General features: G+C 39.6%; 5 protein-coding genes. All 5 read left to right on the forward strand.

Annotated elements, in window-relative coordinates; genetic code table 11:
* The first annotated feature begins 145 nt into the window (after positions 1-145).
* The 5 genes from NSTC745_RS28655 (at position 146) to NSTC745_RS28675 (ending at position 15,748) form a co-directional block, all read left to right on the forward strand.
* A complete protein-coding gene (locus NSTC745_RS28655; RefSeq protein ID WP_445634024.1) occupies positions 146-1,009 on the forward strand; it encodes a cupin-like domain-containing protein in 864 nt (287 codons plus the stop codon).
* A gap of 133 nt (positions 1,010-1,142) precedes the next feature.
* Entirely contained in the window at positions 1,143-7,826 is a 6,684-nt protein-coding gene (locus NSTC745_RS28660; RefSeq protein ID WP_445634025.1) for an amino acid adenylation domain-containing protein, read from the forward strand.
* Between the two features lie 54 nt (positions 7,827-7,880).
* On the forward strand, positions 7,881-8,756 hold the full coding sequence (locus NSTC745_RS28665; RefSeq protein WP_445634026.1) for a TauD/TfdA family dioxygenase: 876 nt from the start codon (positions 7,881-7,883) through the stop codon (positions 8,754-8,756).
* A gap of 96 nt (positions 8,757-8,852) precedes the next feature.
* Complete coding sequence (locus NSTC745_RS28670) at positions 8,853-14,807, forward strand: SDR family NAD(P)-dependent oxidoreductase (protein ID WP_445634027.1); 5,955 nt, start codon at positions 8,853-8,855, stop codon at positions 14,805-14,807.
* 44 nt (positions 14,808-14,851) lie between these two features.
* The gene (locus tag NSTC745_RS28675; RefSeq protein ID WP_445634028.1) at positions 14,852-15,748 is read left to right on the forward strand and encodes a hypothetical protein; all 897 of its coding nucleotides are present in this window, start codon (positions 14,852-14,854) and stop codon (positions 15,746-15,748) included.
* The last annotated feature ends 15 nt before the right edge of the window (positions 15,749-15,763 follow it).

Genomic DNA, 15,763 nt, shown 5'->3' on the forward strand with positions numbered 1-15,763 from the left:
ATACTCATTATGACTCAAAAGTCAGATGTTAAATAAACTGTTCGGAGTATCGAGCGATAAATTAAAAATTAACATTTATTCTATGTGTAAAAAATAAAACAGCGTTAACCTTCAATTGTAAACCAGGAGAAATGTTGGAGTTTTTATGAAAGTTGAAGCTAGTAAATCAATTCTAAGAATCAAAAATCCTAGTAAAAAGGAATTTTCAGAAATAGCGAAAAATTTTCAGCCTTTTATAATTGAAGATGTTGTTAAATATTGGGACGCTTATAAAAATTGGTCAGATGATTATCTGATAGAAAAATGTGGAGATAATCTAGTTCCAGTCAGGTTTTTTCAGGAAAATTTTTGGAATGATTATAAGAACTTTGCTTATGAACGGAGTTACCAACCTCATCAAGAAATTCAATTGAAGGAATATATCAATAATGGGCATAATGTAGAGTGTTATTTAAATGAGGCAGTTTTTGAAGAGCGTTTTCCTCAACTTGTTGGAGATGTAAATTATCCAGAATACTTCAATGGTAAGGCGTTTGTTAGGTTGTGGTTTGGTTTAGTAAGCAAAACTTTTTCCTCAAGTAGCAGCCTTCATTTTGACGCCGAACATAATCTTTTTGCTCAAATTCGAGGAAGAAAAAGAATAATTTTATATCCGCCTATAGATTATTTATCATTCTATCCACCTCTTGAAGATGCAACTGGCGCACTATATGGTAGTAAGGTAAATCCAAATGCTGTAGATTTGGAATTATTTCCGAAATTTCCTTGGCAAGAAAAAATAGAATTTGTACTTCAACCGGGAGAAATGCTCTACCTACCTCCTTTTTGGTGGCATCATCTAACCGCAGTAGATGATAATATTTCCTTATCATTTTGGTACGGCGTTAAAATTGAAGATTTTTTCTGGCAAAAAAAGATGTTATCAGTATTTTTTCACACCGCGCCTCATTATTTATATCATTCAATTTTTGCTGGTAATTTCAGTTTTTTGAATTTCTTTAAATTCTGAAAAGTAATCCAAATAATTTATGAAAGATTACATAGGCTTGTCGATATTTTTCACAAATGAAATAGGATCGTTCTAAAAAATTTATTTTCTGAAATTAAGAGAAATTTCATAGAGTTTTAAGTTGAATATAAAAATGAATAAATTTCCTGATTTGTTTGATACGATAAATAATCTTTCTACAGTTGTCGAACTACTGCGCTTGCGAAGTTGTACGCAGCCAGATATAGATGCTTTTACATTTTTGTTAGATGGGGAAACAGAAAAAGCAACACTAACCTATGAAGAATTAGATAGGCGATCGCGTCGAGTAGCTGCTAAATTACAAGCATTGGGTTTGGCTGGGGAACGCGCTTTACTACTTTATCCAGCAGGACTAGATTTTTTAGTTGCTTTTTTCGGTTGCTTGTATGCGGGAGTTGTGGCTGTCACTGCATATCCGCCGCGAAATGAACGTAACACGCCGAGAATCAAGGCAATTTCCATAGATGCACAAGCAGCGATCGCTCTGACAACAACAGAAATTTTGCCGTCAGTCCGGTCTTTAATGACACAAAAGACCGATTTAGAATCTTTGCAGTGGTTGACTACTGATAATCTTGCACCAGGAATAGAAGACACTTGGGAACAACTTTCTATTCATCGAGATACTTTAGCTTTTCTGCAATACACCTCTGGTTCTACAGGCACGCCCAAGGGTGTAATGATTAGTCATGGAAACCTATTGCACAATGCAGCTACGACTTACCAATTCATGGAACATTCCCCAGAAAGTAAGTTCGTGACATGGTTACCGATGTACCACGATATGGGTTTGATTGGGGGAATATTGCAGCCTTTGTATGGAGGTTTTCCTTGCATCATCATGCCTCCAACTTCCTTTCTCCAACGTCCATATCGTTGGTTGCAGGCTATCTCTGAGTACAAAGGGACAACGAGTGGGGGCCCTAACTTTGCCTATGAGTTATGTACTCAAAAAATTACTCCCGAACAAAAACAAACTCTCGATTTGAGTAGTTGGAGTGTGGCATTTAACGGCGCTGAACCGATTCGTCATGATACTTTAGAACGGTTTGCAGAAGCTTTTGCCGAGTGTGGCTTCCGTAAAGAAGCATTCTATCCTTGTTATGGAATGGCTGAAACAACTCTGATGGTTTCTGGTGTTGAGAAAGCAACAGCACCGACGATCGCAACAGTCCAGAAGTCTGCATTAGAATGCGATCGCGTTGTTAAATCATCTCCTCAAAATGAGAATATTTATCATTTTGTTAGTTGTGGCCGAGTCATACCAGAACAAGAAGTAGTAATTACCAATCCAGAAACACTCAATAGTTGTCAGCCGGATGAAATCGGGGAAATTTGGGTATCCGGGCCGAGTGTTGGTCGAGGTTATTGGAATCGTTCTCAAGAGACAGTAGAAACCTTCGGTGCTTATTTAGCAGACACAGGCAAAGGCCCTTTTCTCCGGACGGGAGATTTAGGTTTCTTGGACAATGGCGAACTTTTCATCACGGGTAGAGCCAAAGATTTAATTATTATTCGCGGTCGCAATCTTTATCCGCAGGATATAGAATTAACCGCCGAACGCAGTCATGCATCATTACGTTCTGGTGCTAATGCAGCATTTACAGTAGAAGTTAATAACGAAGAAAGATTAGTAGTTGTACAAGAATTAGAGTTTCGCGCCAAGCCAAATTTAGTAGAAGTAGCTAGTGCAATTCGCCAAGCGATTACTGAAGAACATGAAGCCCAAGTTTATGGCGTAGTTTTAATTAAACCAGGTAGTATTCCTAAAACTTCTAGCGGTAAAATTCAACGTCGTGCAACCCGCGCTCAGTTTGAGAATGGCGAACTGAATGTAGTTGCAAGTAATCTTCTCAACATTAGCGATATTCCCCGAAAAGAAACTCGATTACAGCGTTCGGAGTTATTGGCACTTTCCCCAAGAGAATATCAAATAGTTTTAGAAGGTTATTTAATTGAAATATTGGCAACAGTACTTTCAGTTCCCGCAGATGATATTAATATAGAACAACCATTAACCACACTGGGATTTGATTCTTTAAAAGTATTTGAGTTAAAAAATTGCATTGAAGTTGACTTAGAAATAGAAGTATTTGTTGCAGATTTCTTTGAAGGAATGAGCGGGCGATCGCTCGCAACCAAAATACTCGCTCAAATCACCACAAAGGCTTTTATATCCTCAAAGTCTCTTAGCAAAATCCCGCCAACCGAAGTTTATCCCCTATCTTTTGCCCAGCAGCGACTATGGTTTCTTGACCAATTAGAACCGGGCAACCCAGCTTATAATATTTCCTTAGCTGTTAAACTCAAAGGTCAGCTTGAAATTAATTTACTAGAACAAAGTCTGAATGAAGTTATCGAGCGACATGAAACTTTAAGAACTACATTTACAACAGTCAACGGACAGCCGGTACAAATTATTGCTGATTCCCTAAATTTATCTTTATCGCTAATCAATCTAGAATCAGAGGAGGATGTTACAGTCCAACAATTCCTAACTCAACAAGGTCAACAACCTTTTGACCTCACCAAAGGGCCATTGTTCCGTGCTAAACTTTTGCGCCTAGCAGAGCAAGAGCATATTCTTTTGCTAGAGATGCACCACATAATTTCTGATGGCTGGTCTACTGAAGTATTTTTACAAGAGACTGCATTATTTTACAAAGCATTTTTAACCAGAAATGCTTCACCTTTAGCGGAAATTTCTATTCAATACAAAGACTTTGCACACTGGCAGCAACAATGGTTACAAGGGGAAATTCTCCAAAGCCAACTATCTTATTGGAAGCAACAACTTGCAGGTATACCCGCAGCATTAAAACTACCGACCGACCGACCAAGACCTCTAGTACAAACCTCAAACGGCGCTCAACAATCCATTGAGTTATCTGAAGTAGTTATTAAAGAACTCAAGGCGATCGCTCGTCAACAGGGTGTCACTTTATTTATGTTGCTATTGGCAGCATTTCAAACTTTCCTCTACCGTTACACGGGACAAGATGATATTGCTGTCGGTTCGCCTATCGCTAATCGCAATCGCTATGAAATCAAGGGGTTAATTGGCTTTTTTGTCAATACCTTAGTACTGCGTACAGATATCAGCAACAACCCGACTTTTAATGAGTTGCTGACGCGGGTAAAAAAGGTAGCTTTAGGAGCCTATACACATCAAGATTTGCCCTTCGATCGACTCGTAGAAGCAGTGCAACCAGAGCGGGATACGAGTCGGACACCGCTGTTTCAAGTCATGTTTAATGTTCAAGATTACTCGCAGTTACCAGAAATGCCCGGTTTGGCATTGAGCTTGGTAAAAATAGAAACCCAAACAGCGCAGTTTGATTTGAGTTTATCCATTGAGATTACAAAGCAAGAAGTCGCGGCATCCTTTTATTACAATACCGATTTATTTGATGCTTCTACCATTACTCGAATGCTGAGGCATTTTCAGAATTTACTTTCAGGTATTGCTGCAAATCCTCAAGCTCGGCTATCCAACTTACCATTATTGAGCGCGGCAGATTGTCAGGATTTACTACAACTGAGTAGAAATCAGTCTCCAATTCCCAATTCCTGCGAACAATGCATTCATCAATTGTTTGAAGCCCAAGTAGAACGCACGCCAAATGCAGTTGCAGTAGTCTTTCAAAACCAGCATTTAACTTACAGAGAATTGAATCAGCGGGCAAATCAAGTAGCACATTATCTGCGTTCCTTGGGAGTTGGTGCAGAAGTGCGAGTTGGTATTTGTATACAGCGTTCTTTAGAAATGGCGATCGCACTTTTAGGAATCCTCAAAGCCGGAGGAGTTTATGTACCTTTAGATCCGGCTTATCCAAAAGAACGCCTCGCCCTGATTTTGAAGGATGCTCAGGTGTCAGTGCTGCTGACTCAGAAATCACTGCTGGCTGTTTTGCCTGCACTGGAGTCGCAAATCGCGTGCGTGGATACAGACAACGCCATCGCCCAACAAAGTCAAGAAAATCTTGTCAATCGCACCCAACCAGAAAACCTTGCCTATATTATTTACACCTCTGGTTCCACGGGAACTCCCAAGGGTGTGACGATTCAGCATCGTTCTTTAGCTAGTTATGCCAAGATTGCTTGTTTAGAGTACCAGCTACAAGCAAGCGACAGGGTGCTGCAATTTGCTTCCATCAGCTTTGATGCCGCTGCTGAAGAAATCTTTCCCTGTCTGATCTGCGGTGCTGCTCTGATACTGCGTACAGATCAGACCATCGCTTCGACGCCTCAATTTTTACAGCATTGTCGCGATTGGGAGATAACTGTCTTAGATTTGCCTACCGCCTTTTGGCATCAACTGACTGCTGAATTAGCAACAATAAATTTAGTACTTCCTGATACTCTGCGATTAGTAATTATTGGGGGTGAAAGAGCCGACAGAAAACACCTAACAACATGGCAGCAACACGTAGGTCAACGGGTACGCCTGGTCAACAGTTATGGCCCTACAGAAACAACAATTGTGGCCACACTCTGTGACATAACAGCACAGACGCCTGGTGAAGTGCCCATTGGCAAAGCCATTCCCCAAGTTCAAACCTATGTCCTCGACCTGGATCTCCAACTCGTGCCTGTAGGAACTCCTGGGGAATTGTATATTGGGGGTGTTGGTGTTGCTAGGGGTTATTTGGAGCGATCTGACTTAACAGCAGCAAAGTTTATTCCTAATCCCTACAGTTCAAAACCTGGGGAGCGTCTTTACAAAACCGGCGATTTAGTTCGCTACCTCAAGGATGGTAACTTGGAATTTGTCGGACGTAGCGATCGCCAAATCAAAATTCGGGGTTTTCGCATTGAATTAGGAGAAATAGAAGCTTTACTCAATCAACACCCGGCTGTACGAGAAGCTGTAGTTGTTGCTCGTAATGATGACTCAGATAGCCAACGCTTGATTGCTTATGTAGTCGGTCAGTATCAGCTAGAAACAGTAGAAGCCTTAGACACTCAACAAACCTTAGAGTGGGAAACTGTCTTCGATAGCCTCTATAAAAAGTTTGATAGTTCTCAAAACTCCGGCTTCTACATCAAAGGTTGGGAAAGCAGCTACACAGGAGCATCTATTCCCGACGAACAAGTGCGCGAGTGGATGGAGCAAACCACCGGGCGCATCTTAGGTTTGCAGCCCAGCCGAGTTTTAGAAATCGGTTGTGGGGGTAGCGGTCTGATGCTTTTCAACATTGCCCCTCATTGCCAGCAGTACTGGGCAACAGACCCCTCACAAAATGCCCTGCAAATTCTCCAACAGCAGTTGGATACTTTAGAGCAGCCATTAGCAGGAGTCACACTCAGCCAAAGAAGTGCTTTAGATTTTGACGATGTGGCAGAAAATAGCTTTGATGGCGTGTTAATTGTCTCTGTGGCTCAGTACTTCCCCAGCATTGACTATTTACTCCAGGTTTTGGAAAAAGCAGTCAAAGCTGTAGAACCAGGCGGCTTCATTTTTCTAGGAGATGTTCGGAGTCTGCCTTTATTAGAAGCATTCCACGCCTCAGTTCAACTTTATCGCGCCCCAGAGACTCTTTCTAAAAAAACCTTGCAACAGCGCGTCCAGAAACAGTTATTTGAAGAAAAACAATTAGTCATCGATCCTGCTTTCTTTACTGCTCTCAAACAGCATCTACCTAAAATTAGTCATGTTGATATTTTGTTAGAGCGCGGTTGCTCCCAGAATGAACTAACTAAATTCCGTTACGACGTAATTCTGCATGTGGACGATACACCAGCTCCAACGGCAGATATCTCTTGGTTGGATTGGAGCAAACAAGAGGTCACCCTTTCTTCTGTCCGCCAAATGCTCGAAGAAACTGCACCCCAATTTTTAGGTCTTACCCATGTACCTAATGCTCGCGTCATTGCAGACATTCAGATTGTGGAGTGGTTAACAAATAATGAGCCACCGGAAACTGTAGGTGAACTCAAGCAGGTCTTAAACTCCTTTGCAGGTCAGGGTATAGAGCCAGAAGTCTTCTGGGCATTAGAAAAAGACCTACTTTACTCAGTTGCTATTACTTGGAATGATGCACGCAGCTATGACGTTATCTTCAAGCGTTCTACGCCTAATGTGAGACAGTATTTTTCCTTACCTAGTAGTTCGCCAAGTAAGCTTGGCGGGGTAAAGGGTAAGGGGGAAGGGGAAAAGGGTTTAAATCCCTTACCCTTTTCCCTTTCCCCTTTCCCCAGCCCTCACCCAGCTTTGAGTTGGCAGACTACTAGTGCTGTATCTTCATTGTCCCGTCCTTGGCGCGATTACGCTAATACTCCCTGGCAAGGAAGCTTGGCTCGTGAAAGAGTGCCTCAACTGCGAAATTTTCTGAGAGAAAAGCTACCTGAATACATGGTGCCGACGGCTTTCATATTCTTAGATGCACTTCCTTTAACCCCCAATGGCAAAGTCAATCATCGTGCCTTACCGTTACCAGAGAGTTACTCTAACCAAAACAACCTCTATGTAGCTCCCGAAACAGAGCTAGAAGAAACCATTGCTAGCACCTGGCAAAAAGTACTCGGTATCGAGAAAGTTAGTATTAATGATAATTTCTTCGATCTGGGCGGACATTCTTTACTGATTTCTCAGGTAAACGCACAACTACGAGAACAGCTGCAACGCGATATCTCAGTGGTAGAAATGTTTCAATATCCTACGATCAATTTGTTAGCAAAACATCTCAGTCAAGAGCAACAGGAGCAACCTGCTTTTAAAGAAGTTCAGAAACGCTCTGAAAAACAAAAACTTGCTTTAAATCGACAAAAACAAGCTTATAAATCGCGGAGATAGACTGATAGTTTTGAGTAGATTTGGCTAAATTAAAGGATTGATAAGGTAACTAAAATGAGCGCGGTAGAATTATTAAAAAATGATAGTAAGAATATCATTATTAATGAAACAGGGCAAGATATTTTGCAATTACCAGTATCAAAAACTTTAGATAATTTCAAGTCTTTGGGGATGCTTCTGTTTCGAGGTTTTAATGTCAATTACGAACAGATGAAAGTATTTGCCGAGCAATTTAGTTCTACATTCATGGGTCAATACAGTAGACCTATTGTTGATTTAAACAACAAGTTTATTACGTTAGTAGACTCAGGAATGCATTATATTGCTCCCCATTGTGAAAATGCTAATTCACCTTTTAGACCTGATGTAGTTTGGTTTTGTTGTGCTGTGCCAGCAGCAGAAGGTGGTGAAACTTTATTTTGGGATGGTGTTGAAGTATGGAAAGCAATGAGTGAAGAATTGAAACAATTATTTGTTGGGCAAAAAATTCGGTATGTCCAAAAATTTTTGGCTTCTCATTGGCAGCAATTTTTAGGGGCAGGTGCTACGATAGATGATGTCAAGAATACACTAGAAGCTATCGAAGGTTTAAATTACAAAATCAACCAAGATGAGTCACTTATCTTAGAATATGTATGCTCTGCTGTGGTCAAAACCAAGTATGGCGATCGCGATGCATTTGCTAATAGCATAATTTCAGAATATAGAAATCCCAGAGGAATCGTAACTTTTGCCAACCGCTCTGCAATTCCTGTAAAAGTTATCAATGAAATCCAGAAAATTATGGATAATTTGACTGGTTTTATTCCCTGGATGCCTGGAGATTTGGTGATGATTGATAATTCGAGATTTTTACATGGACGTAAATCTTTTAACGATAAACGGCGGAGAATTGTGACTTTACTTAGTGATATTAAAGAAGGTAGCTAGAGACACGATTAATCGCGTGCGTGTATACAGGTTTTTTGCATAAGTCCTAGCTAATTTTGCAATTTTCAGAAGTGCTGACTAAGGAAAAAGAAACTAATGAGTAGGGTAGAAACTAGTGAATCAATAGAAGGGGTAGCTATTATTGGCATGGCTGGGCGTTTCCCTGGTGCTAAAAATATTGCAGATTTTTGGCAGAATTTAAAATCTGGTGTGGAATCTGTCTCTATTTTTACGGATGATGAGCTAATATCTGCCGGAATTAATCCAGCACTACTAAATGATAAAAACTATATAAAATCAGGCTCTATATTAGAAGATATTGAATTATTTGATGCAGCATTTTTCGATTTTAATCCCAAAGAAGCTGAGACTACTGACCCACAACATCGCGTCTTTTTAGAATGTGCTTGGGAAGCTCTAGAAAATGCTGGTTATGACTCCACTAGATGTGAAAGCCGCATTGGAGTTTATGCAGGCGCAAGCCAAAGTCACTATTTATCTTTTAATTTAAATACTGATAGTGTTGGTTCGGCAAAATGCTATCAAACTTCTATTGGAAATGAAAAAGATTTTCTCACTACTCGTGTATCTTATAAATTAAATTTAACTGGGCCGAGTTTAACTGTTCAAACAGCTTGTTCTACCTCATTAGTTGCGGTTTCTCTTGCTTGCCAAAGTTTGCTCAATTATCAATGCGATATGGCTTTGGCTGGGGGAGTTTCTATTAACGTTCCGCAAAAAACCGGTTATTTACACGAACCAGGAGGAACTTTATCCCCGGATGGTCACTGCTATGCCTTTGATGCCAAGGCGCAGGGTATAACTATTGGTAATGGTGTAGGAATTGTTGTCCTCAAGCGACTGAGCGAAGCGATCGCAGATGGCGATTGCATCCATGCTGTAATTAAAGGTGCGGCTATTAATAATGATGGTTCTGCAAAAGTCGGCTTTACAGCGCCGAGTGTAGATGGTCAAGCAGAGGCGATCGCCGAAGCAATGATGCTTGCCTCGGTCGAACCTGATACAATTAGCTACATTGAAGCTCACGGTACTGGTACACCTTTAGGCGACCCCATCGAGATAGCTGCACTCACCAAAGTTTTTCGCGTTAGTACCGATAAAAAGGGTTTCTGTGCCATTGGTTCTGTGAAAACCAACATCGGTCACCTCGATGCTACCGCCGGAGTTGCAGGGTTAATCAAAACCGTTCTCGCTCTCAAACACAAGGAAATACCACCTAGCTTAAATTTTCAGCAACCCAACCCACAAATCGATTTTGCCAATAGTCCGTTTTACGTAAATACAAAACTCACTGAGTGGAAACAGGGAATAACCCCTCGCCGTGCTGGTGTGAGTTCTTTGGGTATGGGAGGAACTAATGCTCATGTAATTCTTGAAGAAGCGCCTGTTTCTAAAATAATAAACCAAGGAAGAAAGTATCAATTGTTGGTACTTTCTGCCAAAACAAACTCTGCTTTAGAGACGCTGACTACAAATTTAGCTAATCATCTGCAACAGCACCCAGAAATTAACTTTGCAGATTTTGCTTATACGCTGCAAGTCGGTCGCAGGCAGTTTAATCATCGCAGGATATTAGTGTGTGAAAATAGCCGAGATGCGCTGAGTGCATTTCAAGAGCAGGCTTCCCAACGAGTTATTACAAACTTCCAACAAAATACCCATCCGTCCATTGCTTTTATGTTTCCCGGCCAGGGCGCTCAGTATGTCGATATGGGTAAAGAACTTTATCAGAATGAGGCAATATTCCGCGAGCAAGTAGACCGCTGTTGCTCAATTTTAAAACCTCACTTGGGACTAGATTTGCGTTCGTTACTTTATCCTGGGGAAAGTGAAGTTGAGGCGACGGCAGAAAAATTAAAACAGACTGATATCGCTCAGCCAGCACTATTTGTAATTGAATATGCTTTGGCTCAGTTGTGGATATCCTGGGGTATTTCTCCTAGTGCAATGATTGGTCATAGTATCGGGGAATATGTAGCAGCATCTTTAGCAAATGTGATATTTCTTGAAGATGCTTTAGCCCTGGTTGTCATGCGTGGAAAACTAATGCAACAAATGTCACCAGGAGCTATGCTTGCGGTTTCATTACCAGAGGCAGAAGTTATTAGTTTACTCAATGCAAATTTGTCTTTAGCTGCCATCAATGCTCCTGGTTCGTGTGTAGTTGCGGGAACTTATGCAGCTGTAGATGCACTTCAAGAACAACTGACAGCAAAAGGTATAGAATATCGCCGCCTGCATACTTCCCATGCCTTTCATTCTCAAATGATGGAACCGCTGAAGGAGCGATTTGTTCGGGAAGTTAAAAAAATTAAATTAAATCCTCCCCAAATTCCTTTTATATCGAATGTTACCGGAACTTGGATTACAGCAGAACAAGCTACAGATGCAAATTATTGGGCGAGGCATTTACGGCAAACGGTTAACTTTAGTGGTGGAATTTCCCAATTATTACGAGAAAAAAATCGTATTTTATTGGAAGTAGGGCCAGGGCGAACTTTGTATACCTTTGCTAAAAAATGCGCTCTACCAAGTACCGAACAAGTAGTATTAACTTCATTACGTCATCCCCAGGAACAAAAGTCAGATGTTGCTTTCTTATTAAACACATTAGGTCGTCTATGGTTGGCTGGAGTTGAGATAAATTGGTCTGGCTTTTATACTAATGAATGCCGTTATCGAATTCCCTTACCCACTTATCCTTTTGAACGCCAACGTTACTGGATTGAACGTGAGAAAACTGCCAATAATTTGGTTGAGTTCGATGGTAAAAACCCAAATATTTCAGACTGGTTTTATGTTCCAACGTGGAAACAAGCAATTTTACCTCCAAGGGTAAAATCAGCAGAACGAGTAGAGCAAAAATTATGTTGGCTAGTTTTTGGAAATACAGATAAATTCGGCAGAAAAATTACTCAATGTCTCGAAGAGAGCGGTCATGATGTTATTACTGTAGAGCCAAAAGAACAGTTTAACCAAATTAGCGATCGCCAATTTAATCTTAATCCCCAACAGCCAGAAGATTATGATACTTTGCTCGCACAGTTAGAAATATTAGGTAAAATTCCGGATAGAATTATTCATTTGTGGAGTATCACAGCAGACGAGCAGACACAGGGGAGAATAGAATATTTTGAAAAGTGTCAAAATCTAGGTTTTTATAGTCTATTATTCCTCGCACAATCTCTTGAAAAACAGGATATTACTCAACCAATAAAGATTTTTGTCGTCACAAATAATATACACGACGTGACAGGTGTTGAGAGCTTAAATCCAGAACAGGCAACTATATTAGGAATGTGTAAAGTCATTCCCCAAGAGTATGCAAATATTACTTGCCGCAGTATAGATGTCGGTAGTATTGAAGAGAATATAGACCAACTAATAGCGGAGGTATGCAACGAATCATCGGATTTAGCGATCGCTTACCGCAGACATCATCGCTGGATACAGACTTTTGAGCCAATTCCTGGAGATGATTCCACAAATTGTCCTCTGAAAGAATTTGGTGTTTATCTAATTACTGGTGGCTTGGGTGGTATAGGTCTGGAACTGGCTGTATACCTGGCAAAAACAGTAAAAGCAAAGTTGATTTTGGTCGGAAGATCCTTTCTTCCCCAGCGCGATGAATGGCAACAATGGCTAAAAACTCATGGTGAGACAGATGAAGTAAGCCGGAAGATATTGAAAATCCAGGAACTTGAAAAACTGGGTGCAGAAGTGATGCTAGAAAGCGCTGATGTTGCCAATGAAGCGCAAATGCAAGCAGTAATGAATCGAGGTAGCGATCGCTTTGGTAAAATTAACGGAGTTATCCATGCAGCAGGCATCAAATTATTTGGAACTGTTCGAGAAATAAATTGCAGTGAATGTGAAAAGCAACTGCAAGCAAATGGTCAGGGACTATTTGTTTTAGAAAAAGTTTTACAAGGGATAGAACTTGATTTTTGTATATTGATATCTTCTTTATCATCAATGTTGGGTGCATTAGGCATGGCAGCTTATCCAGCGGCCCATCTATTCACTGATGCCTTTGTTTATAAACATAATCAGACAAAGCAAACAGCTTGGCTCGCTGTAAATTGGGATAATTGGCTCACCAATCAACTTGCTGAAGAATTAGCTGGCAAATCAGAAAGTGCAAATGATGTATTTATGACAGCTAGCGAAGGAGTAGAAGTATTTAAACGTGTATTATCTCTAAAAAATCTCACTCAAGTAGTTGTTTCAACGACTAATTTACCAGCTAGAATAAAACGCTGGGTTGGGCGTGAATCATTACAAAATTCCAAATCTTCGCTGCCAGCAGAATCACTGCACTCTAGACCAAACTTACACAATATTTATGTTGCTCCGAGAAATGAGACAGAGCAAATTCTCGCTAACATTTGGCAAGACGTTTTGGGATTTGAACGAGTAGGTATATACGATAACTTTTTGGAGTTAGGAGGAGATTCTCTCCTCAGCATTCAAGTTACAGCTAGAGCAAATAAAGCTGGGTTACGTCTTAACAATCAACATTTATTTGAATATCCAACGGTTGCAGAATTAGCAGAAATAGCAAGCAGAACTCAGAATGTTTTGAGCGAACAAGGATTAGTACAAGGAGAAATACCTTTAACGCCTATCCAACATTGGTTTTTTGAACAGAATTTAGTCGATAAACATCATTGGAACCAAGCTATCTTACTAGAAGTACAACAACCTATTGTTCCAGCTTTATTGACCCAGGCAATACAATATTTGCTCGTACATCATGATGCTTTGCGTTTACGTTACGTCGAAAATGAATCTGGCGTCCAGCAGATTAATATACTTCCTGATGAATTTGTGCCCTTTGTGCAAATAGATTTGTCGGCAGTACCAGATTCGTTGCAAGAATCTGCTTTTGAATCAGCTGCTAATCAGTTGCAAGCATCTCTGAATCTTTCATCAGGGCCACTTTTACAGATTGCTCTTTTTGACTTAGGAACTAAGCAACCTCAACGATTATTATTTGCGATTCATCATTTAGTAGTTGATGTTGGCTCTTGGCGAATTTTACTTGATGATTTAGAAACAGCATACCAACAGTTAAATGAAGGCAAGCTAATTCAATTGCCAGCCAAAACAACCTCCTTCAAACAGTGGGCGGAACGCTTAATTAAATATGCCAAATCTACAGAGTTGCAATGGGAAGAAGTTTATTGGTTGTCAGCTTCTCGTGAGTCGGTATCACCGTTACCCGTAGATTATCCACAAGGGTCAAACACTGTAGCATCGGCAGACACGATATCAATAACACTGAGTGTTACCGAAACCCAAAGACTACTAGAAGAAGTGACAGTAACCTATCGAGTTCAAATGGAGGAAATTTTATTATTTGCCTTAAGACAAGTAATTAGTAAATGGACTGGAACAGAATCACTGTTGGTTGATTTAGAAGGAAATGGAAGAGAGGTAATTTTTGATGATATAGACGTAGCTCGGACTGTCGGTTGGTTCACTAATATTGCTCCTGCATTTTTAGATTTTGAGGAAACTTATCGGCCAGGGGAAGCATTAAAATTAGTGAAAGAGCAACTACGGAATTTTCCAAATCAAGGTCTTGGCTATGGCGTGCTGCGATATTTGAGTGATGATTTAATCGTTACTGAAAAAATACGTTTATTACAGCCAGCAGAAATTATTTTCCTTTACCTTGGTAACTTGGAAGAAACCTTGCCAAAATCTTCTTTGTGGAAGCTATCTCAAAAATCTTGCGGACATGTTGTTAGTTTGCAAGGAAAGCGCAGCCATTTATTAGAAATTAATGGTTTGATTGTTGATAATCAACTAAAAGTTGATTGGATTTATAGCACAAATATGCATCAAACAGAGACAGTTAAAAAATTAACTGAAGACTTTGTAGAAACTTTGCGATCGCTAATTAATGATTGTCAATCTTCTGGATTAACAAATTACACACCTTCTGATTTTGCAGAATTTCAGTCTAGCCAGTGGAGTCAGGCTGATATTGATAATATTTTGGCAAAAATTGATAATTCTTAAAATTTTTTCACAATATTTACTCATGATTTATAGGAGCGATCGTAGTGAAACTAGATCAAACAATTTTCTCAAATTTATATTATCAGTTAATGCTATTTCTCCACCGTAAGGATTTAAGTAAATTATTACCATTGTATGACTGTAAATGGAATCCTCATTTGTTTGGTCAGCATTATCAATTTCATTTTGCACCTTTAAGAACTAAAAAATTAAAAATTCTGGAAATAGGTATAGGTGGTCTCGAAGTTGGCGTATCCGGTGGTTATGCTGACGATCCATATTCTGGTGGCGAATCTTTAAGAATGTGGAAGAATTATTTTACTAATAGTCTGATTTATGGTATTGATATTGTAGATAAAACAGCTTTAGAGTCAGACAGAATTAAAATTTTTCAAGGAAGCCAAGAGGATGAGGCTTTTTTGAAAAAAGTTGTCGAAGAAACAGGAAAATTAGACATTATAATTGATGATGGTAGTCATCATAATGACCATGTAATTAAAACATTCAAAGTTCTCTTTCCAGAACTTAATGATGGTGGAATTTATATTATTGAAGATACTCATACTTCTTATATACCTAGTTACGAAAATTGGTCTAAGTTCTCGGACGATACTGAGCCTCCCGAATGGTCGCAATATGGGGGAAGCTTAGATTTATACGACCCCAAAACCATGATGAATTTTTTTAAAAGACTAGTTGACTGTTTAAGCCATCAGGAATTTTTCCATCCTGGATATTTACCTAATTATTTCGATGAACATATTGTTGGTATGCATTTTTATCGCAATCAAATTTTTATTTATAAAGGAAATAATACGCAACCAGGAAATGTGATGGAGAACAATGTATTAAGACCAGAATTTTTACAAGAAATCGGTATAGATTCAGCCCATGAATTAGGTTTATTTTTTCCGAAAATTGACGATCCTACGAAATTATAAAAATAATTTTATATT

The organism is Nostoc sp. DSM 114161 (genome assembly GCF_052692665.1).

What these genes read in the sequence shown, in the direction of transcription:
- NSTC745_RS28655 (WP_445634024.1), top strand. Translation starts at nt 146, where the DNA reads ATGAAAGTTGAAGCTAGTAAATCAATTCTAAGAATCAAAAATCCTAGT.
- NSTC745_RS28660 (WP_445634025.1), top strand. Translation starts at nt 1,143, where the DNA reads ATGAATAAATTTCCTGATTTGTTTGATACGATAAATAATCTTTCTACA.
- NSTC745_RS28665 (WP_445634026.1), top strand. Translation starts at nt 7,881, where the DNA reads ATGAGCGCGGTAGAATTATTAAAAAATGATAGTAAGAATATCATTATT.
- NSTC745_RS28670 (WP_445634027.1), top strand. Translation starts at nt 8,853, where the DNA reads ATGAGTAGGGTAGAAACTAGTGAATCAATAGAAGGGGTAGCTATTATT.